This is a genomic window from Pelosinus sp. UFO1 (genome assembly GCF_000725345.1).
Taxonomy (GTDB): Bacteria; Bacillota; Negativicutes; order DSM-13327; family DSM-13327; genus Pelosinus.
The window spans coordinates 582,392-605,000 of the sequence record NZ_CP008852.1 but is presented as its reverse complement, the minus strand read 5'-3'; the positions used below and the strand labels follow the sequence as shown (position 1 = coordinate 605,000).

The 22,609-nt window shown below is 40.0% G+C and carries 18 protein-coding genes and 1 rRNA gene (1 of these 19 only partly in view); 3 read left to right on the top strand and 16 right to left on the bottom strand.

The features are described 5' to 3' along the window. From UFO1_RS02550 to UFO1_RS02510, 9 genes are all read right to left on the bottom strand, one after another. Window positions 1-1,355, bottom strand: a 16S ribosomal RNA gene (locus tag UFO1_RS02550) (it extends 204 nt beyond the left edge of the window). A 452-nt stretch (window positions 1,356-1,807) separates the two neighbouring features. Further along, window positions 1,808-3,301, bottom strand: a complete 1,494-nt coding sequence (gene lysS / locus UFO1_RS02545; protein WP_038667596.1) for a lysine--tRNA ligase — start codon at window positions 3,299-3,301, stop codon at window positions 1,808-1,810. A 54-nt stretch (window positions 3,302-3,355) separates the two neighbouring features. Next, on the bottom strand, window positions 3,356-3,838 hold the full coding sequence (gene greA / locus UFO1_RS02540) for a transcription elongation factor GreA (RefSeq protein WP_038667593.1): 483 nt from the start codon (window positions 3,836-3,838) through the stop codon (window positions 3,356-3,358). Window positions 3,839-4,060: 222 nt separating this feature from the next. Continuing rightward, window positions 4,061-5,155, bottom strand: a complete 1,095-nt coding sequence (locus tag UFO1_RS02535) for a saccharopine dehydrogenase NADP-binding domain-containing protein (RefSeq protein WP_038667590.1) — start codon at window positions 5,153-5,155, stop codon at window positions 4,061-4,063. 15 nt (window positions 5,156-5,170) lie between these two features. Further along, window positions 5,171-6,076, bottom strand: coding sequence for a hypothetical protein (locus UFO1_RS02530; protein WP_038667587.1), 906 nt, complete (start codon window positions 6,074-6,076; stop codon window positions 5,171-5,173). A 19-nt stretch (window positions 6,077-6,095) separates the two neighbouring features. After that, entirely contained in the window at window positions 6,096-6,617 is a 522-nt protein-coding gene (locus UFO1_RS02525; RefSeq protein ID WP_038667584.1) for a hypothetical protein, read from the bottom strand. A gap of 171 nt (window positions 6,618-6,788) precedes the next feature. Beyond that, a complete protein-coding gene (gene dusB / locus UFO1_RS02520; protein ID WP_038667582.1) occupies window positions 6,789-7,739 on the bottom strand; it encodes a tRNA dihydrouridine synthase DusB in 951 nt (316 codons plus the stop codon). 174 nt (window positions 7,740-7,913) lie between these two features. Beyond that, on the bottom strand, window positions 7,914-8,681 hold the full coding sequence (locus tag UFO1_RS02515) for a type III pantothenate kinase (RefSeq protein ID WP_038667579.1): 768 nt from the start codon (window positions 8,679-8,681) through the stop codon (window positions 7,914-7,916). A 122-nt stretch (window positions 8,682-8,803) separates the two neighbouring features. Further along, window positions 8,804-9,781, bottom strand: a complete 978-nt coding sequence (locus tag UFO1_RS02510) for a biotin--[acetyl-CoA-carboxylase] ligase (protein ID WP_038667576.1) — start codon at window positions 9,779-9,781, stop codon at window positions 8,804-8,806. 151 nt (window positions 9,782-9,932) lie between these two features. Here UFO1_RS02510 and UFO1_RS02505 point away from each other — a divergent pair, with 151 nt between their 5' ends. The 3 genes from UFO1_RS02505 to UFO1_RS02495 all read left to right on the top strand — a co-directional run bounded on the left by UFO1_RS02505 (window position 9,933) and on the right by UFO1_RS02495 (window position 12,772). Then, complete coding sequence (locus tag UFO1_RS02505; protein WP_038667573.1) at window positions 9,933-10,610, top strand: response regulator; 678 nt, start codon at window positions 9,933-9,935, stop codon at window positions 10,608-10,610. Next, a complete protein-coding gene (locus UFO1_RS02500; protein WP_038667570.1) occupies window positions 10,607-12,007 on the top strand; it encodes a HAMP domain-containing sensor histidine kinase in 1,401 nt (466 codons plus the stop codon). The genes UFO1_RS02505 and UFO1_RS02500 overlap by 4 nt, the downstream gene beginning before the upstream one ends. Window positions 12,008-12,094: 87 nt before the next feature. Beyond that, window positions 12,095-12,772, top strand: coding sequence for a hypothetical protein (locus tag UFO1_RS02495; RefSeq protein ID WP_038667568.1), 678 nt, complete (start codon window positions 12,095-12,097; stop codon window positions 12,770-12,772). A gap of 252 nt (window positions 12,773-13,024) precedes the next feature. Here the strand turns inward: UFO1_RS02495 and UFO1_RS02490 are convergent, their stop codons facing one another. From UFO1_RS02490 to spoIIE, 7 genes are all read right to left on the bottom strand, one after another. Continuing rightward, window positions 13,025-14,020 carry an asparaginase gene (locus UFO1_RS02490; RefSeq protein ID WP_038667563.1) on the bottom strand — a complete coding sequence of 332 codons (996 nt, stop codon included), beginning with the start codon at window positions 14,018-14,020 and terminating at the stop codon, window positions 13,025-13,027. A 443-nt stretch (window positions 14,021-14,463) separates the two neighbouring features. After that, complete coding sequence (gene ftsH / locus UFO1_RS02485) at window positions 14,464-16,359, bottom strand: ATP-dependent zinc metalloprotease FtsH (RefSeq protein ID WP_038667560.1); 1,896 nt, start codon at window positions 16,357-16,359, stop codon at window positions 14,464-14,466. A gap of 116 nt (window positions 16,360-16,475) precedes the next feature. Continuing rightward, window positions 16,476-17,015, bottom strand: coding sequence for a hypoxanthine phosphoribosyltransferase (gene hpt / locus UFO1_RS02480; RefSeq protein WP_038667557.1), 540 nt, complete (start codon window positions 17,013-17,015; stop codon window positions 16,476-16,478). A 63-nt stretch (window positions 17,016-17,078) separates the two neighbouring features. Further along, window positions 17,079-18,470, bottom strand: coding sequence for a tRNA lysidine(34) synthetase TilS (tilS, locus tag UFO1_RS02475; protein ID WP_038667553.1), 1,392 nt, complete (start codon window positions 18,468-18,470; stop codon window positions 17,079-17,081). Beyond that, a complete protein-coding gene (locus UFO1_RS02470) occupies window positions 18,454-18,909 on the bottom strand; it encodes a threonine/serine exporter family protein (RefSeq protein ID WP_038667550.1) in 456 nt (151 codons plus the stop codon). The genes tilS and UFO1_RS02470 overlap by 17 nt, the downstream gene beginning before the upstream one ends. Before the next feature lie 15 nt (window positions 18,910-18,924). Next, window positions 18,925-19,686, bottom strand: a complete 762-nt coding sequence (locus UFO1_RS02465; protein ID WP_236639317.1) for a threonine/serine exporter family protein — start codon at window positions 19,684-19,686, stop codon at window positions 18,925-18,927. 111 nt (window positions 19,687-19,797) lie between these two features. Further along, entirely contained in the window at window positions 19,798-22,251 is a 2,454-nt protein-coding gene (gene spoIIE, locus UFO1_RS02460; RefSeq protein ID WP_038667544.1) for a stage II sporulation protein E, read from the bottom strand. Window positions 22,252-22,609: the final 358 nt, after the last annotated feature.

The window sequence follows — 22,609 nt, the reverse complement described above, 5'->3', positions numbered from 1 at the left end:
TTCCGACTTCATGCAGGCGAGTTGCAGCCTGCAATCCGAACTGAGAGCTTGTTTTTGGGTTTGGCTTCACCTCGCGGCTTCGCTACCCTCTATTAAAGCCCATTGTAGTACGTGTGTAGCCCAAGACATAAGGGGCATGATGACTTGACGTCATCCCCACCTTCCTCCGTGTTATCCACGGCAGTCTCCCATGAGTTCCCACCATTACGTGCTGGCAACATAGGATAAGGGTTGCGCTCGTTGCGGGACTTAACCCAACATCTCACGACACGAGCTGACGACAGCCATGCACCACCTGTCTATCTGTCTCCCGAAGGAGAACTTCCTATCTCTAGGATCATCAGACGATGTCAAGCCTTGGTAAGGTTCTTCGCGTTGCGTCGAATTAAACCACATACTCCACCGCTTGTGCGGGCCCCCGTCAATTCCTTTGAGTTTCAACCTTGCGGCCGTACTCCCCAGGCGGGGTACTTATTGCGTTAACTCCGGCACTGGAGGGGTCGATACCCCCAACACCTAGTACCCATCGTTTACGGCCAGGATTACCGGGGTATCTAATCCCGTTCACTACCCTGGCTTTCGCGCCTCAGTGTCAGACACAGTCCAGAAAGTCGCCTTCGCCACTGGTGTTCCTCCTAATATCTACGCATTTCACCGCTACACTAGGAATTCCACTTTCCTCTCCTGCACTCAAGAATAACAGTATCCAAATGCTTCACGGGGTTGAGCCCCGAACTTTAACATCAGACTTATTATCCCACCTGCGCGCGCTTTACGCCCAATAATTCCGGACAACGCTTGCCACCTACGTATTACCGCGGCTGCTGGCACGTAGTTAGCCGTGGCTTTCTTGTCAGGTACCGTCATTACAACACATTATTCACATATCGCACATTCGTCCCTGAAAACAGAGTTTTACGATCCGAAAACCTTCTTCACTCACGCGGCGTTGCTCCGTCAGACTTTCGTCCATTGCGGAAGATTCCCCACTGCTGCCTCCCGTAGGAGTCTGGGCCGTGTCTCAGTCCCAGTGTGGCCGTTCATCCTCTCAGACCGGCTACTGATCGTCGCCTTGGTGAGCCATTACCTCACCAACTAGCTAATCAGACGCAGACCCATCTTCTAGTGGTAGCTTATAAATAGAGGCCACCTTTAGTATGTGAAACAGGCGTTTCACATACAACATTCGGTATTAGCACCACTTTCGCAGTGTTGTCCCCATCTAGAAGGTAGGTTGTCTACGCGTTACTCACCCGTTCGCCACTAAGATTCCATTGCTGAAATCTCCGTTCGACTTGCATGTGTTAGGCACGCCGCCAGCGTTCGTCCTGAGCCAGGATCAAACTCTCCAATAAATTATATTAGAGAACCTTGATGGCTCTTTAAAAAACTAGCTTTTTGTTAATCTCACCGAAGTGGACTAACTTTGTTTTGTACTCAAACGAGTACCGCACATCTGGTTTATTTTAACCTTACTTACATTGTTTAGTTTTCAAGGAACACGTCGTTTTCTTGCGACCACCGACAGTTATATATGTTATCATAACTAACTTTTCGTGTCAACACTTAATTTATTTTTATATTTTATTAATTGACACATTTTTGTGACGCGAATATCATTCTACCATTCTAATAAGATATTGTCAATGACATTTTTCTTAGCTAACATAAGAAAAGACTTGGCTTGTGCCAAGTCCTCGAGCGCAGGCAGAAGCCTTAGTCGTTCTTACTTGGAATCAAGAAAGTTTTATACTTTCTGATTCCGTAAAAATAAGGGTGAGCTGTCGCTCACCCTTATTACCTATTACTATTCCTTATGGCGCATATGGGGGAAAAGAAGAACATCTCTAATAGAAGGACTGTCTGTGAGCAACATAACTAAGCGATCAATACCAATACCCAAGCCACCTGTTGGCGGCAAGCCGTACTCCAAAGCATTCACATAATCATGATCCATCATATGTGCCTCATCATCACCGGACTCACGTTGTTCTACTTGGGAATTAAAACGTCCCTCTTGATCAATGGGATCGTTTAATTCAGAGAAACCATTCGCCAATTCACGTGCAAAGACGAAAACTTCAAAACGATCTGTAATATCAGGATTTTCTTTATTACGCTTGGCCAATGGAGAAATCTCAGTAGGATGTCCAATAATAAAGGTAGGCTGAATCAGATGTTCCTCGACCTTATCTTCAAAAATATTATTTAAAATGCCACCAATGCCATTCTTCTTCTCATATTTAACACCTAAGCGATCTGCAATATTTCTTGCTTCTTCAATCGTTGTAACGGTATCAAAATCAACATCTGTATATTTTTTTACTGCTTCAGGCATAGTCATTCGATTCCAAGGTGGCGCTAGATTAATTTCTTGTCCTTGATAGGTAATCTGCGTCGTTCCCAGTACCTCTAAGGCGATACCTGAAACAACATCTTCTGTTAAACGCATCAGATCTTGGTAATCAGAATAAGCCTGGTACAATTCTACTATTGTAAATTCTGGATTATGCCTAACGGAAATGCCTTCATTTCTAAAAACACGTCCGACTTCATACACTCTCTCAAACCCGCCAACAATCAAGCGTTTTAGATACAATTCAGGTGCTATTCTCATAAATAAATTCATATCTAATGCATTATGGTGTGTAACAAAAGGACGGGCTGCAGCACCACCTGCAATTGGGTGCATCATTGGTGTTTCTACTTCTAAATAATCACGTTTATCCAATATGCTTCGTAAGGATTTAATAATTTTACTACGTGTTACAAAAGTATTTCTTACTTCTGGATTGACAATCAAATCGAGGTAGCGTTGACGATAGCGTGTTTCAACATCTTTTAAACCATGCCATTTTTCTGGAAGTGGTCTAAGAGATTTTGCTAAAATTTCAAAGCTGCTTGTTTTTAAACTAATTTCACCACGTTGAGTTCTAAAAACAATCCCCTCAATACCAACAATATCTCCGATATCAAGAAGTTTAAATTTTTCATATTCAACTTCGCCAATCACATCTTGACGAAAGTAAGCTTGAACTTTACCAGACATGTCCATTACATGAACAAAACTAGCCTTACCATGACCACGTATTGCCATAATACGCCCAGCAACTCGCACTGACTTTTCTTCTAGCGTCTCAAAATTGGCAATTACATCGCTTGCATGAATTGTAACATCATATTTTCGAGCAAAAGGCTCAATTCCTTGTTCCTCAAATGCCGTCATTTTCTCACGGCGCACACGCATAAGTTCGTTTAAATCTTCAGTTTTTTGAATTTCCTGATTCTTTACTTCTGTCATTTTATGTTTTCTCCCCTAACTCGTCCATCTTGGCATTTCCAAAAGAAGAAACAATTATAAGTTCCGTTTAATATCAATTACTTCATATTTTAAAATACCAGCAGGCACATTTACCTCAACAATACTACCTATTTTTTGACCCAAAATTGCTTGACCAACAGGTGATTCATTAGAAATCTTTAATTCCACTGGGTCAGCTTCAGCCGAACCAACAAGAGTATATTCAAATTCATCTCCAAACTCCAGGTCTTTTAAAACAACGGTAACACCAATAGAAACTACATCAGTTTTTATCTCTTGTTCATCAATGACTTTACTATTACGAAGCATTTTCTCTAATGTTATAATTTCGCCTTCGATAAAAGCTTGTTCATTTTTCGCGTCTTCATATTCGGAGTTTTCGCTGATGTCACCAAATTCGATTGCTTGTTTAATTCTTTCAGCTACTTCCCGACGGCGTACTGATTTCAGATGATCAAATTTCTGCTCTATCTTCTTTAATCCTTCAGCAGTTAGAATAAATTGCTTTTCAGCCATGCGTTTCTGCTCTCCTTTAATTTTGATTCCTAATGATTTATATTAGTTTATTCTATAATAGTCCCTTTTGCTACAACAAAATTAATAATCCTATTCAAATACTGATCCATAAGACAATATAAATAGTGTCAAGTGAGTAACTTGACACTTTAACAGCAGGTTAGAAACCCAACTTAATATGCAATTAATTATAGGTATAAACCACTTGTTTGTCAATGTTTTCTAACCAATTCCCCTCCTTTGCATTTGATTATTAATAATTACATTTTCTTTAATCGCGGCAATCTCATTTGCTGTGATAGCTCTTTCAAAACTACGAAAGCCCGCTAGTTTAAATCCGTGTTTATTACCTAGTTTTTCAATTGTTTCCACCTGTTTCACTGTTAGTTCGCGCCCCAATGTAAAATTCTCATAGCGTTGTTCTAAGGAAAGTATCATTGTTTCTGCCATACAAGCATAAGCCGTCCCTTCAGGAAAACCAAAGTTTAGTCCAAAGTCAACATCCCCAGGAACCTCAACTACGCCACCTTCAATTACCAATATATCATTACGCATTTCCGCTACACGGCGAGAAACATTTCGTGGTCTTGCTACATCACAAACAATCGCACCTGATTTTAAATCTTCAGGTTCAATAATGCTATCAATTGCGCTAGTCACAGCAATAATAATATCCGCTGACTTTAAGGCAGATTTAGTATTCGCAGTTACTTTAACAGCTAATCCTGTTTTTCGTAAAATTTGTTCAGCAAGTTTTTCCAACTTTTCTTCATTACGTGCCGCTAATGTTAGGTACCTTACTTCCCGTGCAAGGATTTGAGCACAAGCCCCGCCAATAGAGCCAGTAGCCCCTAATATCAATACATTAGCCTGTTCTAGATCAATACCCATTATTTGAGCGGCCTGCCTTGTTCCCTCAAGAGCAGTAGCAACCGTATAACTATTTCCTGTGGTTACAGCAATATTTAAGTTCTTGGCGATGGTAATGCCTGCATCCCCTACGATGGAAGTAAATGCCCCCAACCCCACGATCTTTGCACCTAATTTTTCTGCAACCTTACCTGCTTTAATAATTTTCTCAATTACATACTTTTCAGGCATCTCCATCATCTGCCGTGATGTTAATGGGCAACCAATAAACCAACCCTCACCTTGCGTAGATGGGGACTGTATACCTGTTATATGCGAAGCCTTAAATGGGGGAATATATTTTATTACCCCCTCAACCAAACCATCCGGCCAATTTTTAGTAAATGCGAACTTGCGACTAAAGTCTTTTGCGGCGAGCGGATGTACAATAAAAGCAAACTTTTCCATATCAATGCTCCCCTTTCAATCAGAAAACCGCTTAATACGCGGCATAATATCCAATTCCTTTAAAATTCGTCCATAATCATAAGGCGTAATTTCCTCTGGCTTCTTGCCTAGCAATGTTACTAATATGGCTTCCAGCACATTGGTACCTAAAGAACGTCCACCAATTTCTGGTGTAGTTGTAACCAGTATTTTCACACCCCGCTCTTTAAGCAATTCTTCGTCTTGCTTGGTAACCGTATTTGCAATAATCAACTTCCCAGTCAGTTTTTCTGGCATGTTTCTGCGTATAAAATGAAAATCCCCAGCAATAATTTCGGCTTGCTGAAAATATTGACTAAAACGCGGAACATTCTTCATTTGATTTTCCCCAGTGGGGTAAAACATCTTAATCGGCAGCCTCGTTATAACTGGCGCAACAACCCGTGCCAGTATTGCCAAGGTACCTAAGCTTCGAATTGGAATGGGTAGACCTAAACCAAATAGTAAATCACCAAATACAGCTTGACTACCTGCTGCTATCAGTTCTTCTGCTAAACCAAACCGATCAACCGCACAAACTACTAATACTTGCTGATTTTTAAATAATATACCTTCTTTTTCCGCTAGATGCTGCACTACCCTCCGCTCAAGGGTGTTTTTCACACCACTACCATCAACGATTGGCGTATATCTAGCTGCAGCAGCGATTTCGGCTGACTCTTTAAAAGTATAACGTTTATTCCCTGCATATATATATAAGTCTGTCCCACCCATGCCAAAAGCATCCACTTTACCATCCAGTTCACGGATCAACTGTATTGCCTTAGCCTTATCACCGTCTGTTCCTATCCGTTCAACAGAAAAAGTATGCCCACCAAACTCTGCTATTGCTTGGTGATCACGCTTCGATGACCCTAAACTAATACTGACAACTCTCTTCATGCTACGTGTAAGCCCCCTATTACGCAAACAACTGCCGTACAATGCTCCTTATACTCTCTGGATCCACGTATTTATTCTCTGCAATAGGTGATTCTCCAATTTGTACGCCAATTATTTCTTTATCTAAAAGTGTTTCCATTAACTTAATTCGTAAATTTGAGCCTAATATAATAACAATGTCATAATTGTGTAATGTAGCAATGATTTCCATTATCGTATTAAAAAGGCCAACTCCCGTTTTATTTTGTACAAAATCCCAACGTTCTTGCTCTGACATGAGTAAAGAATAATCAATACCTTCTTGCGCGGCCATATGCCTTAGTTCCTCACAATTTTCGATGGGAAAACCAACAAGGGCTACCCGTCCTCCTTTGCGAACTTCTCCCACGGTTTCTAATTTAGAAATAACGGTTCGATCTATTCCAACACGATTAGCTACTTCTTGTTGAGAAAAACCTCGACTACGCAGATCTAACATTTCATCAATTATTTGATTGATCTTTTGTCGGTTGATGATCTTTTCACCAATCCGTAACAGCATCCGTCATCCTCTCCTATATTGAATACTGATAGAATTTTACAAAGTGTATGTATTACATCTTTAAATTTATATCACCTAACATAGTATATGTGCACAATCTTGTGCACATACATATTTTAGCATTTTTTTTCGAATTTAACAAATAAAAAAACTTTATCTTACCTTAGACTATTAAAATTGTTCTAATACAGCTATAAAATCTTCTTTGCTTTCTGCTTGATTCAGCTTTAATCTTAATTCTGCGGAATGTGGCAATCCTTTTGTATACCATGCGCCATGACTGCGCATTTCTCTAATTCCCACATGTTCACCTTTATACTCTATTAACATATCTAAATGCCTAAGCAATACAGCAACGCGTTCACTCATTAAAGGTAACGGTAGGATTTCCCCTGTTGACATATAATGGGTAACTTGCTTAAAAATCCAAGGATTGCCTTGTGCACCGCGACCTATCATAATAGCATCACAGCCAGTTTCAGTCATCATTTTTACCGCATCATAAGGTGTACGAATATCCCCATTACCGATTACAGGAATGCCAACACTTTCTTTAACCTGCTTTATAATACTCCAATCCGCTTCACCTGTATAAAATTGTTCCCTCGTACGGCCATGAACTGCAATAGCTGCTATACCCGCTTTTTCCGCTAACTGCCCCATCTCTACCGCATTAACTGATCCCTCACTCCAGCCTTTACGAATCTTTACCGTTACAGGCACACTTACAGCTGCCACAACACTAGCCATAATACGGTATGCTAAATCAGGTTGACACATTAAAGCCGAACCACTTCCATTCTTAATGATTTTAGGTGTGGGACACCCCATATTAATGTCAATGATATCAGCACCGGATTTTTCAACAATGGCCGCAGCCTTTGCCATACTTTCAGGATCTGAACCAAAAATTTGCATTGCAACCGGTCGTTCTCGTTCATCAATTTTCAGCATATGCAAGGTTTGACTATTTTCATATAGCAAGCCCTTATCACTGACCATTTCAGAATACACCAACCCACAGCCCATTTCTTTGGCTAATAGCCGAAAAGGCAGATCAGTAACTCCAGCCATAGGGGCCAGAATCACAGGATTTTCTAATTTAATAGTACCAATTTGCATATCATCATCGCTCCTATAAACATAGAACCTTTTAAACCACAGAGCTGCAAAAAAAGCACTTCTCTGTGGTTCGTATTTCTCACTTGATTACTAGTATATTATAAATTGGTAATTAGTAATTGCGGCCTAGTTGAAAACCAAGTATCTCTACAGCATCAAGTACCAATCCAACTCTTATTGTTTATTTAAATCATAAATAATTCGTAAGCCTTCCAATGTTAGAAAGTGCTCCACTGCATTAATAACAGTCGTTTCTTGCGCAATCAGATTTGCCAATCCACCTGTCGCAATGACATAAACATCTTGGCCCATTTCTTCTTTCATGCGATTAACAATTCCATCTACTTGTCCCACAAAGCCAAAAATAATTCCCGACTGCATACTGGTAACTGTGTTACGGCATATGACATTCTTTGGTTTTACCAATTCGATCCTTGGTAACTTGGCAGCCCTTTGGAATAAGGCTTCTGTCGAAATACCAATACCAGGAGCGATAGCCCCTCCTAAATAATCGCCATTACCTGAAACAGCACAAAAAGTTGTCGCTGTACCAAAATCGACAATAATTAGGGGACCATTATACTTATGGTGCGCAGCAACCGCATTTACAATACGATCTGCTCCTACTTCTCGTGGATTTTCATATTTTATAAAAATACCGGTCTTAATCCCAGGTCCTACCACTAATGGTTCTACATTAAAATACCGTTGGCACATCTTTACCAAAGGCACAACAAGGGGTGGTACAACAGAAGAAATAATCACTGCAGAGATGTCTTTAATACTAAGACCACCATAAGTAAAAAGGTTGTTTATTAAAATTCCATACTCATCACCTGTTTTTTGCCTATCAGTAGATACCCGCCAATGCTGTAATAATTCTTCACCGTCATATGCTCCAAGCACTATATTTGTATTTCCTATATCAAACACTAACAGCATAAAATTCAGCCTCCTGTTGTAATTTTTTGTAAAACCAAGGAAAAACCCACCATGACAGTATATAAACTGTTAGGCATCCTGTCAACCTATGTAAACGATAAGATTTCATTGGTAGGTAAAATCTACGCTTTTGGCCGAATCGAAATGTCTCCAGCAATAATTCTTTCGATTTTTTCTTCCGTTTGAACCAGCAGTGTACCGTCCTGATCAATATCAATTGCCACCCCGCTAAACTGTCTGCTCCCACCTAAGGCGTCGACAGTTTGCCCTAACGTAACGGAAAGTTGACGCCACTCATCTAACATTTGAGAAAAACCATATTGTATTACTTTATTATACTCTGTTTCTAACTCCACCAAAATTGCCTGCAATAAGGTTAGTCTCGTTATGGGCTGCCCAGAGACCTCAGAAAGAGAGGTTGCAATTGCCCTAAGTTCCTCTGGAAACTCATCTTGATCAATATTTACATTGATTCCCATACCAATTACGATATAATTGATCGCATCCATTTCCGCATTCATTTCTGTCAAAATCCCTACTATTTTTTTCCCTTTATATAAAATATCATTCGGCCATTTAATACCACACTGCACTTTAGTTATAGCGCGAATCGCCTTTGTTACGGCAACGGCAGCCATTAAGGTACACTTAGGAGCGTCAGAAGGAAGAAAGGGTGGCTTTAATATTAAGGATAGCCAAATACCTTTGCCAAAAGGAGAAAACCAGCTGCGGGCAATCCTCCCTCTTCCCCTATTCTGCGCCTCAGATAATACAATTGCACCTTCGTGGCATCCTAAGTTTGCTTGTTTTTTAGCTTCATTATTAGTAGAATCAATATCATCAAAATAATATATTTCATGTTGCCCTAACATGGTGGTCTGCAAATGATCTCGAATCTCATCTGGCAATAGGCGATCTGGTACACTTTTTAAACGATAGCCTTGACGAGGATGGGCTTCAATCTCATAACCTGCCTGTTTAAGAGTTTGCATATGTTTCCAAATTGCCGTTCTAGAGACTGACAACTGTCTGCTAATTTCTTCACCGGATAGGTAATCATTTGCATTATTTCGTAACATATTTAAAATGCTCTTGCGCATGGTATACGCCTCCTACTGTATTTGTTAACTAAATAATAATCTTCTAGTTAACTTCTTGTCAACCTGTCACAAGATCACTTAATTAGGTATCAACTATACTACAGCAAATTTAATGATATAATAGAGAAAATAATCATAGAGGTGAACTATAATGCCGATAAAAATTTTAGTAGCAGATGATGAGCCTGCTATTTCTGAAGTAGTAAAACTCTACTTAGAACAGGAGGGCTTTACTGTATTTACAGCAGAAGATGGTGAAATCGCTCTTACTATTGAAACAAAGGAGCAACCTGATTTGCTGATTCTTGATGTTATGCTACCGAAATTATCAGGCTGGGAACTTTGCCAAACAATCAAGCGCCCAGTTCCCGTTATCTTCTTAACAGCTAAAAGTGCAGAGGTCGATAAGATGACAGGTTTTTCCTTAGGTGCGGATGATTATATTACCAAACCTTTTAGCCCAAGGGAACTCGTAGCTAGAATTAAGGCTGTCCTGCGCCGTAGTGGCTTACTACAACCAAACGGCACCACACTAAACTTTGCAGAACTCTCCATCAATGCAGCAGCCCAAGGAGTGGAATGCAATGGACAACTCGCTTCTTTATCCCCCAAAGAATTTGAATTACTACTTTTTTTAGCACGTCACCCCCATGTAGCTTTTTCCCGTGAACAACTGCTGACAAATGTTTGGGGTTATGATTTTGATGGAGATGACCGAACGGTAGATGCTACCATTAAAAGATTACGTCAAAAATTACATGACGCTAACTACACCTACATTCATACTGTTTGGGGTACAGGTTATAAATTCGAGGTATTAAAGAAATGATTCGTTCTATATTTAGCAAGATTCTTCTATCACATATTGGACTTGTTTTATTAAGCACAATCACCTTAACCCTATTTATGTCCTATCTGGTCAGGTCCACTGCTATTGATACCAAACGCCAAGACCTGCTTACTAAAGGTGCTACTGTCATCGAATTGTTAACACCTGACATTGTCGCTGGTAAAATACCTCCTGATGATGTTCTAGACAAAATTGGCGATTTGGCAGGTGGCTCCATTTGGCTCGTAAATCAAAAAGGGGCATTGATTGCCGGAAAACCGCCAAGCAATTTTAGCAAACGCTTTCAAGAAGCAAAACAGGAAAATACAGATTTATTTAGTGATGGCCCCCATTCATGGATACGCCCTACCTCTAAACACAAAGATCCTTCCATTATGGTTGCTCTCACTATACCCGATTCTTCAACTCCGATTGTTGTATTTTTAGATGCCCCCATCATAGGAGTCAATAAAACCGTTGCCTCTTTAGAAAACTTATTACTCTACTCTTTGTTATTCACTCTCTTTACAGCCATCATCGTAGGATTCCTGGTTGCCCGCAGCCTTACAAAACCCATAGCAGACATTAGCCAAGCTGCCAAAAGTTTTGCAAAAGGTAATTTCGATAGCCGTACTACTGCCACAGGAAATAATGAGATTGGCAACTTAGGACAAACTTTTAATACCATGGCAGATTCTTTAGCGCAAATTGAACAAAATAGGCGTAATTTTCTAGCTAGCGTTTCACATGAGCTAAAAACTCCAGTTACCTCAATTCAAGCTTTATCGGAGACCATCTTAGATGGTTTAGCCCCTAAACCAGAACAACAACATCGCTATATAAGTACTATATTAAATGAAAGTAAACGTTTAGGTCGGTTAATTGGTGACTTGCTTGATTTATCCCAGTTAGAAGCAGATGCATTATCGATTGTCTCCGAAAAATTGGACATAAGCAAATGGTTACAAGTAGAAATTGAAAAAATCGAACCCCTACTGACCCAAAAGCAAATTACTCTTTCTCTTGACCTACCAGAACAGGTCCCCTGTGTTTGGGGCGATGCAGATCGATTAAGCCAAGTATTTACTAACTTGCTTACTAATGCTATAAGACATTCACCTGAACAGGCAGTAATCACTATTAGCTTATCCATAATAAGACAATCCTTATCCATTGCCATTATAGATTCAGGCTCTGGCATTTCACCTGAAGACTTACCTTATATCTGGGATCGCTTCTACCGTGGGGATAAATCTAGAGCACGAATTTCTGGTGGCACAGGGTTAGGTCTAGCTATTACCAAAAAGCTAATGCAGGCGATGCAAGGCACGATTACCGTTGAGAGTCAATTAGGAAAAGGATCCACATTTACTTTTACACTTCCCATCGTCAAATAATTCACTTGTCACTCTTTTGTCATATTCTTCAAGTATACTGACCTTAGCAGCTACAGTTAGCTGACACTATAAACAGGGGGAATCTCCATGAAAATGCTATCTAAAAAAACACTAGCCGCTATGATTGCGGGAACCTTTATTATCGCTGGTGCAGCTAGCCCCTTCATTGCCCAAGCGGTAGAGCCACAAGAATCATCTTCGGCTTATCACCATAAACAAGGACAAATGAAAATGAGTCCAGAAGAGGCTGCCAAAAGAATCTCTGAGACCTTTGGAATTGAACAAACTACTATTTTAACCTATCAAAATAATGGCATGAGCCTAAAAGATATTAAAAAAGCAGCATTTTTAGCCAAAGCTAGTGGCAGATCCATGGAAGATGTCGTTAGCAAAAAAACAGCTGATAATACTTGGAAAGATGTTTGCAAAACTTTGGGTATTACAAAAGAACAAATGAAAGCAACACGACAAGACATCGCTGCCAATCACTTAAACAAGAAAACTGACATAGATAAAGCAACCGCACTTGATTTACTTCACCAAGGATACCACCCTCGTGATATTGGTATGGCAAAAGAGTTATCTAAAAATACCAATCAGCCCATTAACGATGTATTATCACTAAAAAAAATCAACAATACTTGGTCTGATGTTGCCAGCACCCTAGGAGTTGATAAAGATACCTTTAAAAAAGACTTAAAAGAGATGGGTTATGCTCCTCACCATAGAGGACCTCATCAAGAAATAGGCCAATCTAGAATTTAGATAGATCACAGGGCGAAAAGGACACTGGGATTCATTTTTGAATAGCCTAATGACAATTTTCTCGTGTCCTTTGGCACTCTGGATTAGTAAGACTAATATACATATAGGGTAAAAAAAGAAACAACTTGGCTTACACCAAGTTGTTTCTTTTTTTACGGATTCAGAAAGTATAACACGTCCTTGATTCCAAGTAAGAACGACTAAGGCTTCTGCCTGCGTCTGAGGACTTGGCGGCCTAAGCCAAGTCTTTTCTTATATTGTTGCTTCTACCGTACCGATTACATCGCCACGATGATTTTTTAGCACAGGAGGAAACTGTTCCACTAAAGTTTGGTACTCCGCTGAAGAAAGTAAATCGAGCTTTTTCAATATAGCTATTCCAGCTGGATTAACCGCACGGTAACTTCCATCATCAATTTTAAAGGTCACACCCAATCCATCTGGTACTGATGCTAAGCAATACACTGCTTCAGAACCTATCTTAGCTAAAATACGGCCTTTAGTAACATTCATAAGAACGGTATCAAAACGCTTCGTACCTGCCACAACGTGAGGATGGGCTAGCATAGCGTCACGAATCAGACGTACCGACTTCTCACTTTGACCCCATTGGCCCTCCTCGGGTTTAGCCAAGCGAGCATAAGCCAATGCCATATTATAAAGCGGCAAATAAAAGACGGGGACACCGCAGCCATCGATTCCTGTTTCCACTGTTTCTTTTTGCATTCTTACACTATCAGCAACAGCCTGGTACATCATTTGTTGAACCGGGTGCGTTAGTTCTGTATATCCTGCTATCGCAACCTGTAACATTTGAGCAAGAGCCAGCATACCACTGTGCTTACCTGAACAAGCATTATGTACTACCTGAAAAGGCTGCTTTTGCACCATTAATTCCTTGGCCATTTTACTACTCATTGGCTTGGCTGGACCGCAGGCCAATGCCTCAATCGTTAAACCTATTTTCGCCAAAAGGGCATGCGCCAAAGCAACATGCTCTGCTTCCCCACTATGAGAAGAAACCATGAAAGCAATTTCTTCTTCTGTTATCTTAAATTTTTCTACGCCGCCTTGTTCTACAAAAGGTAATAATTGAAAAGGCTTGGCAGCCGAGCGCCAAAACATCGGTCTCTTGCCATCCCCAAATTCCCATACCATTTTCCCTGTTACATCTACAACAGCGACATCAGCACGATGTACACTCTCAACCTTACCACCACGTGTATAATGCAATAATACTTCACTCATCACTAAACACCCCCACTTGATATCTCTATTATAACGGACAAGCCATTTTTCACCAAGAGAACCCTAATTTTTAACCACAAAGACACAAAGAACACAAAAGAGATATAATCTCGTACCTACCTTGTGTGCCACGCTACTGGCATTGTGCCTTTGTGGTTCTTAAAACTTATAAAGAAGACTTGATTCAGATGGAGTTTTAACTCCATCTGAATCTTAGTCGCACTTATCCAGGGACTTAGCCGCTCTTAACTCCCATTTATATAAGTGAGCCTTGGATTCGAAAATCCTTAGAGCGAACTTACTTCGAGTTTTACAGACTGTTATCCTAACCAGAGGGCAGGATATTACAGGCTGTTAACGAGATGAAGATGGGGGTCTTAGAGCGGTTTAGTCATCGGATAAACTCCAATATATGAAAGGGCAGGTTTGCACCTGCCCTTCAACTAGGAACGAGAACTATATACGATTTTAGGTCCCGTTTGACTATTGTCATCAGTGCCCTCACCTTTAGTAAGAACAATTTCGTCTTGCTCAGTTTTTTCAGAAATCTTACCATTCGCCAAAAGTTCTTCTAAATCACCGGCTTCTAGTGTTTCTTTTTCAATCAGAGCAGCAGCAATCAAGTGAAGCTTATCAATATTTTCTTGCAACATTGCTTCTGTTTTATTGTAAGCACCCTCAATTAACCTACGTACCTCTTTATCAATAGCAGAAGCTACTTCTTCACCATAATTACGATCACGGGAAATATCTCTTCCCAAGAATACCTGTTGCTGTTGTTTATGTCCAAAAGTAATTGGCCCTAAGCTCTCACTCATACCGTATTCAGTAATCATCTTACGGGACAAATCAGTAGCACGTTCCAAATCATTTTGGGCACCAGTACTAATTTCCTTAAGTACTACAGCTTCAGCCACACGTCCGCCTAATAAAACACTAAGCTGTTCTAGTAATTCAGTGCGTGTTGCGTAATAGCGGTCTTCTGTTGGTAACATCAAGGTGTAACCACCAGCTCGTCCTCTAGGGATAATCGAAACTTTATGTACTGGATCTGTATTATCTAAAAGCATTCCAATCAAAGCATGACCAGCTTCATGATAGGCAGTAAGTTTCTTTTCTCGTTCACTAATAACCTTACTCTTACGTTCTGGTCCTGCGACAACACGCTCAACAGACTCTTCCATTTCAGGCATGTCAATCCGTTTTTTATTACGGCGTGCTGCTAAGAGAGCTGCTTCATTCACTAAGTTGCTAAGATCAGCACCAGTGAAACCTGGTGTACGACGCGCCAATACATCAAGACTGACTTCTTTCGCTACAGGTTTACCCTTTGTATGAACTTTTAAGATCTCCAAACGTCCTTTGACATCCGGCTTATCAACAACAATTTGTCTATCAAAACGACCTGGGCGCAATAATGCAGGATCCAAAATATCTGGACGATTCGTTGCCGCAATAATAATAATGCCCTCATTAACGCCAAAACCATCCATCTCAACTAATAATTGGTTTAAGGTTTGTTCCCTTTCATCATGACCACCACCGAGGCCTGCGCCCCGCTGACGTCCTACAGCATCAATTTCATCAATAAAAACGATGCATGGCGCACTCTTTTTAGCTTGCTCAAACAAATCCCGAACCCTTGAAGCTCCGACACCAACAAACATTTCAACGAAATCAGAACCACTAATACTAAAGAATGGTACTCCCGCTTCTCCAGCTACTGCCCGGGCTAACAGAGTTTTACCAGTTCCTGGAGGTCCAAATAACAAAACCCCTTTTGGAATACGAGCACCTAAATCGTTAAATTTCTTAGGATGTTTTAGGAATTCAACGACTTCCTCTAATTCCTGTTTGGCCTCATCGGCTCCCGCCATATCACCAAAGGTTACTTTAATTTTATCTTCACCATGAAGCTTCGCACGGCTTTTGCCAAAAGACATTACCCGATTGCCGCCACCTTGCGTCTGTTGCATAATGAAGAACCATACCCCAATTAAGAGCAACATTGGCAAAATAGAAGAGAAAATTGTTGTCCACCAAGGCGGTTGCGGTGGTTGTTCAGCTTTAATATCCACATTTTTCTCTCGCAACGTATTAATAAGCGTAGGGTCATTTGGTGTAATCGTCGTAAATTCAGTACCATCCGTAAGTTTTCCACGAATGTTATTTTCTACAACGGTTACTCCCTGGACCTTTTGCTCCTCAATTTGATGTAAAAATTGAGTATAACTTATTTCCTGTTTATTCGTCGTACGTGAGGAATAATAGTCAATTATTGAAATAGCAATGATAATAATCAACAAATAAAAACTTACATTTCGAAAAAATTTATTCAAAGTAGCCCTCCTCTCACTGAAGCACCATCGATACTTTCCTGCCATGGGCATTGTTATGTCCTTTGGCCTTCATAGAAAAATATTATACCACCAAACCTAATAATTAACAATAAAACTTAGTCTTGATAAACTTCAGGTTTTAAAATACCAATGAAGGGTAAATTCCGATATTTCTCAGCATAATCCAAACCGTACCCAATTACAAAATAATCCGGTATAGTAAAACCGTTATAAGCAATATCTACATCTACCTTACGGCGATCTGGCTTATTAAGAAGTGTACATATCTGAATGCTAGCAGGTTTACGAGACTTAAGGTTATCCATCAAGTAATTTAATGTCAACCCTGAATCAATAATATCCTCTACTACTAGAACATGTTTCCCTTCTACGTTCTCATCAAGATCTTTTAAGATACGTACCACACCGCTAGAACTGGTACCTGCTCCATAACTGGACACAGCCATAAAATCAATTGCTACAGGTATTTTAATTGCTCTAGCTAGATCAGCCATGAATAATACTGCCCCACGCAATACCCCAATCATTAGAATTTCTTTACCTGCATAATCCGCAGTAATCTGTGCTCCGATCTCTGCAATACGCCCTGCTAATTCCTCTTCACTAAGTAAGACTCTTTCGACATCATTAATCACTCTTGTTCCTCCTGTTTTATTATATATATTACGCAATAAAAAATTCAATCTAACACAAAAAAATTATTCTTTTATTGCATTTCCTACAATTGTTAGTATCAAAAAGTTTTTTGTTGTATCCCTGCTCTTGCCATTTTGACTTTGTCGATAACCACCCACCCAAATGATACTTTTTTGATCACAGATAATTGGGATATCATCCCTCAATTCCCTCGGTACCTTTAAATCAATTAAAAAATCTTTCACTTTTTTACTTCCTGCAAATCCAAGAGGTTGAAAGCGATCACCATCATGACGCGTGCGCACAAATAAAGGGTAAGATAATTCATCTGCATCAAAAACAGCTCTATTTGTTTTTTCTTTAACAAAAGTATCTGTTAGCTTTGCTGTAATTTCGATCCCCAATGCTGTAATTAGATTACTACCAGGTACAATTAGTTCCTGTCCAGGATACTCTACCTTTCTTTTTAAAGATACAGGGTTTGCTCCTATATATAATCCGTCATAATCTTTGCGAACGGTAAGGCCACCAGGTAACTGTAATTTGCTGCCTACTCGCCCAGTAAAAAGCATCTCTATCAAAGTTTCCACATGACAAAAGGTTATTCCTCTTACAGATCCTTGTTTTTTTTCTATGGACATACGAAAAATTTCACGTTTTACGGCAATATGTAAAGAATTCATTGGCTCGGTAGCAATAAATATGCCATCTGAGCCTTCTGTAACAACCTGAGGCCACACGTCTTTCGCTGTCTTTTGAATAAAATTATGCTCATCGCCTACGATCATCGCCGTTCGGCACAAAGCTTCCTTGACAGAACTATTATACTTCTTTTCTAGCTCTGGTAAAAGACGTATTCGAATACGATTACGCAAATAATTTAAATTTCCATTTGAACTATCAAATCGCGGCTCTAAACCCTCTGCTTCACAATAAGCAATTATTTCGGCACGGCTCACTCCTAAGAAGGGACGAATAATATCGCCATTAACTGGTTGAATCCCACGAATTCCCGCACTGCCGGCTCCACGTAACAGATTCATTAATACAGTTTCCCCTTGGTCATCCTGATGATGCCCTGTCGCAATTTTGGCTCCCCCTACTTCCTGAGCAACTTGCCGTAAGTACTGATAACGCAGAATTCGAGCAGCTTCTTCTCCTGATATCCCCGTCTCTTCTATGAACCTAGGGACATCAATTGCCGTATGATAACATGTAATACTACGTTCACGACAAAAGTTTAGGACAAAGGCTGCCTCGAGGGCCGATTCCTGCCCACGAAGCATATGATCTACATGAGCAACCACTATACTTATACTATATTCTAAACGAAATCTCGCAAGGATATGTAATAAAGCTAACGAATCTGGCCCACCCGAACAAGCTACGATTATAGTATCACCTGCAAGCAGCATCTTATGTTTATCTATCCACGCTCTAACTTTTTCCAACATCCTGCCAATTACTCTCCCTATTACTACTCTTTATTATTCTAAAAATAGTAGAGCTTACAAAAATACCAAATGCAATCGCTCCTGCTGACAATATGGTCTGCATTCCCATGGAAACCCCGGCAGAATATTGCCCTTTTACCATATACAGCATAGTAAAGTAAGCATCACCGCCAGGCACTAGGGGAATAAATCCAGGTATGATAAAAATGGTTGCTGGTTTCTTTATTATACGAGCCAATATCTCAGCCATCACTCCCACAGTAACACTTGCAAAAAAATCTGCTACTATCACTGTTGCCCCAGACTGCATAGTACTATACATAATGAGCCAAGCTACTACTCCAACTAAACTTGCAGACGCTACTAATCTGCGTGGTATGCGATATAATATACCAATTGAAGCCGAAATTAAAAAAACTGCTATAATTTTCAATACCAATTTAACGCCACCTCATTATACCGTAAGTGCCAGCATGATGACTACCCCCATAGCAACCGCTACCGACGTTAAGGCCGCCTCTAGCCCCCTAGATAAGCCACTTAGTAAATCCCCGGCAATTACATCTCGTATGGCATTGGTGATTGCTACCCCTGGAACAAGGGGCATAATACCACCAATTATGACAGCATCTGGCCTTAAATGAGGCAATAAAGAATGTAGCAGAGTGCCACAAAAAGCCACTGCCATCCCGCCAAGAAATTCGAAAGAAAAAGAAAGCCCATGCAATCTAGATATAATATGGGCAATATATCGAACGATTGCTGCTGCCACAAAAGCAACTACTACTTCCAATATAAGAGCATCTTGCAATACTGCTGTACCTGCGCCTATAGTCCCTGAAGCCAGCATAGAGGGCAAAAGGGAAAATCCCGTACGCTCTTTACTAATATGCTCCAAAATTTTCTTGGCATCCCTATATTCCATACGCTGATCTACCAAACGCCGAGATAACTCGTTCACTTTTGAAATACGGTCCAAGTTGATCGTACGATTACTTACCCGACGCATGACAGTCAAAGTTCGACCATTAGCGTCCGTTACCGTTAGAAAAACCCCTGTTGGAATGACGAAACTCTCTACAGCAAGGGCGCCGCAAGCTTTGGCCATATGATCCATGGTTTCTTCAATTCGATACGTCTCCGCTCCATTCTTAAGCATAATCTCGCCAGCTACTATAACTAATGAAACGATTTGCTCTAAGGAGATTGTCAACACCTACACCGCCTATGCTATTTTTAGCCTTTATTCTCGCGCTTTATTATATTCTCCTGCAATGAAAAGAAAAATAACCCAGATGAGGTACACCTGAGTTATTTCTTATAATACTTATTTTACTGAATCTAAAGAGCTAGAAACTTTAGCGACCATAACTGTCATATCATCATGCACACGATTGCCAGACAATAATAAAGCTTGAGCTAGAATTTGTTCTGCAAGAGCTTGTGGTTTTGTATTAACCCCTCGTCTCAAAAAGTTAGCCAACCAATTTTCTTTATCCAAGCTGCTTTGGGGAACATCAACAATGCCGTCACTCACCATTACAATAAAATCACCATCCACTACAGTTGCTTTTATTGGCTTTAACTCTATTTGTTGTAAAATACCAATTGGCAACGAGGAGGATTTAATCGTCATAACTTCTCTAACCCTCTTAACAAAACTTGGTGCTGAACCAACTTTTAAAAATTCAATTTCTCCCGAGTAAGTATCAATCACTGCCATATCAATCGTTACAAAAGATTCATCCCTTGTACGCAGCAGCAGCATCGAATTGATAGTCATAACTGCAACATCAATATCAAAACCAATGGATAACAATTTTTGCAAAAATTTAATTGCAAGCGAACTCTCAACAGCTGCTTTCTTGCCACTCCCCATACCATCACTTAAAATTAATGCAACCTTTCCTTTACATAAAGGTACAACGGTACAAGCGTCGCCACATACACTTTGTCCCTCTTTGGCAAAGCTAGCAATACCTGTTTCAATTTGAAATTTTTTTGCCACTTTCATTGTTAACGTACATTTTTTATCTTTTCTTTCATCACCACATTCAGCTAATAGTTCTAGTTTTTCTCTTAGGACACTAGAAGCTAAAGGCAAAACGGTGTTGACACATTCTCGTTTCCCGTTACAGCAGGTTTTCTTAGCCTCTATGATACCTTCCCCTGCCTTACCTCTTATTCGCACTCCCGTAAGGGAACACGCAAGCATAGCGGCCTTTTCTTGTAAAAGTAAAGACATATTTTGATCGGACTGCTCTACTTTGCCAATTTCATAGGCTAAATTGCTAATAATGACGCTAGTTGCTTTCATTTGTTCAGTAACTGTTTGACGCTGTTCTATCATCCTTTTTTGCCAAAAAGCAGCGGAACGATTTCGCTCCGAAACTAAAACTATCGTATCGAGTAGTTCCTTACAACGAATACAATTTTCTTGAAATACCTTTGGCATCTTCTCTACAGACAGGGAATGATTTTCTACCTGCCCCAAAATATCCAATATACCATGATAAGTCCGATAAAAATCCGTTTCCCAGCACTGTGACCGTTTATTACAATCTACGCACACCTGCTCTCCTACGGCAGATAAGGTCCTGGCCAACTCGTCATCTTGGATCTTCCCTTTCGTATCTTCAACAATACTACTGAAGGTACTAGCAAAATCATTAAATACTTCTGCGATATTATGAATTTTAGCTACGGTTTCTTTTAGATGCAAAGAATCTGCAGCAACGGGAGGTGTTGATGTAAAAGCAATATCATGCCACGCTGCTAATCTTTTGTTGGGAGCAAAAAAGAATAACCCCCCTGCGATAGCACATTCACTCATTACCTTTGTCAATTGATTATCCTGACCAAAGTATAAAACCGTGATAACACTCCCTAAGACAAATCCTAAAATAACTGCAAATTTTCCTAATCCTCGAAAGGTTCCTGCTAAGACTCCTGCCACTGCATACAATGTTATGGACAAAGCCGCATTTCCATCACTTAATCCAATTATTGCACCAACTGCAACTCCAACACAAGCGCCAAAGCCAGGCCCGCCAGCAAGTGACATGGCCATAATCAGCAAACAACCTGCCATATTACGAATACTGTAGTCAAATATCACGGTAGTACCCAAGCCTGCTACTGCTACTGCCAGTAGTAAAATCATACAACTAAGCCGTTCACTTGTTACATATTGCCGCAGCACGATATGAGACTGTTCGCCAACCAGCAAGGGCACCGCATACATAAAAATATAAGATAGGATCATACAAGTCCCAGCATTAAGTAACACCACTAAAAAAGTATATAGTGTAGGTTGATGAAACATACCAATAAACAATCCACTACAAAGCACAACGCAAAACAGTAATATAGGTACCGCTAATACTTTTTTATGCAATCGGGTAAGTTTATCTGCCCACAAAAAATATAAAAACATAAAGACCGAGTAAGTACCGATCTCTGTATAGTAGCCTCCTGATACCAGCCCTGCAATCGAACAAATTCCAACCATAAAGGCTCGTCTTTTTTGAATTTGGGCTACTGCTGCAAAAAAGGCCAATCCCATGGGGGCTATATCTCCCATAATGGAAACCCGCCCCAGTAAAAAAGCCAAAACATTCATAAACCAATTTTCACTATACACCAGTGAAAATAGTCTATTGTACATCTTACGAAAAATTGCCTTCAAAGGCAACCATTTTGCACTTGCTTTTTTCTTTGCCATTGGCTGGAATACCTCTAGCATTTCACTCGGTAAAGTAACAACTGTCATTTTTGGCATATTCAGTCACCTCTGTTCATATAATACTAGTAAGCACTAACCCGCCCCACTTGAAAACACAAGACTTATCCATTCTAGCTCTCTCCCTCTTATGAGACTGGGAATATTAAGGCTGTTTGTCCATTTAAATAAAAGAGCGCACTATCATTTTACATATATTGGTATTCATTCTTTGTCTTAACAAGTCAGGTAAGAAACAAAAATTCCGACAAAAAGTAGAATAAAACTTAAAAAATCACCTGACAAATTCTTTGTCAGGTGATTTTCGCTTTAAGAAGCTTATTTTTTTTGTCGAGTCGCACAGAAAATATACTAAAATTTTTCTTACGAAAGTCCTTATAAATCAAAAAGAGCATTT

Coding starts and splice junctions, on each gene's coding strand:
- spoIIE (WP_038667544.1), bottom strand. CDS start 22,251: ATGCCAAAAATGACAGTTGTTACTTTACCGAGTGAAATGCTAGAGGTA.
- UFO1_RS02490 (WP_038667563.1), bottom strand. CDS start 14,020: ATGAGTGAAGTATTATTGCATTATACACGTGGTGGTAAGGTTGAGAGT.
- UFO1_RS02525 (WP_038667584.1), bottom strand. CDS start 6,617: ATGCTGTTACGGATTGGTGAAAAGATCATCAACCGACAAAAGATCAAT.
- lysS (WP_038667596.1), bottom strand. CDS start 3,301: ATGACAGAAGTAAAGAATCAGGAAATTCAAAAAACTGAAGATTTAAAC.
- dusB (WP_038667582.1), bottom strand. CDS start 7,739: ATGCAAATTGGTACTATTAAATTAGAAAATCCTGTGATTCTGGCCCCT.
- UFO1_RS02510 (WP_038667576.1), bottom strand. CDS start 9,781: ATGCGCAAGAGCATTTTAAATATGTTACGAAATAATGCAAATGATTAC.
- UFO1_RS02495 (WP_038667568.1), top strand. CDS start 12,095: ATGAAAATGCTATCTAAAAAAACACTAGCCGCTATGATTGCGGGAACC.
- UFO1_RS02500 (WP_038667570.1), top strand. CDS start 10,607: ATGATTCGTTCTATATTTAGCAAGATTCTTCTATCACATATTGGACTT.
- greA (WP_038667593.1), bottom strand. CDS start 3,838: ATGGCTGAAAAGCAATTTATTCTAACTGCTGAAGGATTAAAGAAGATA.
- UFO1_RS02530 (WP_038667587.1), bottom strand. CDS start 6,076: ATGAAGAGAGTTGTCAGTATTAGTTTAGGGTCATCGAAGCGTGATCAC.
- tilS (WP_038667553.1), bottom strand. CDS start 18,470: ATGTTGGAAAAAGTTAGAGCGTGGATAGATAAACATAAGATGCTGCTT.
- UFO1_RS02535 (WP_038667590.1), bottom strand. CDS start 5,155: ATGGAAAAGTTTGCTTTTATTGTACATCCGCTCGCCGCAAAAGACTTT.
- UFO1_RS02515 (WP_038667579.1), bottom strand. CDS start 8,681: ATGCTGTTAGTGTTTGATATAGGAAATACAAATATAGTGCTTGGAGCA.
- UFO1_RS02505 (WP_038667573.1), top strand. CDS start 9,933: ATGCCGATAAAAATTTTAGTAGCAGATGATGAGCCTGCTATTTCTGAA.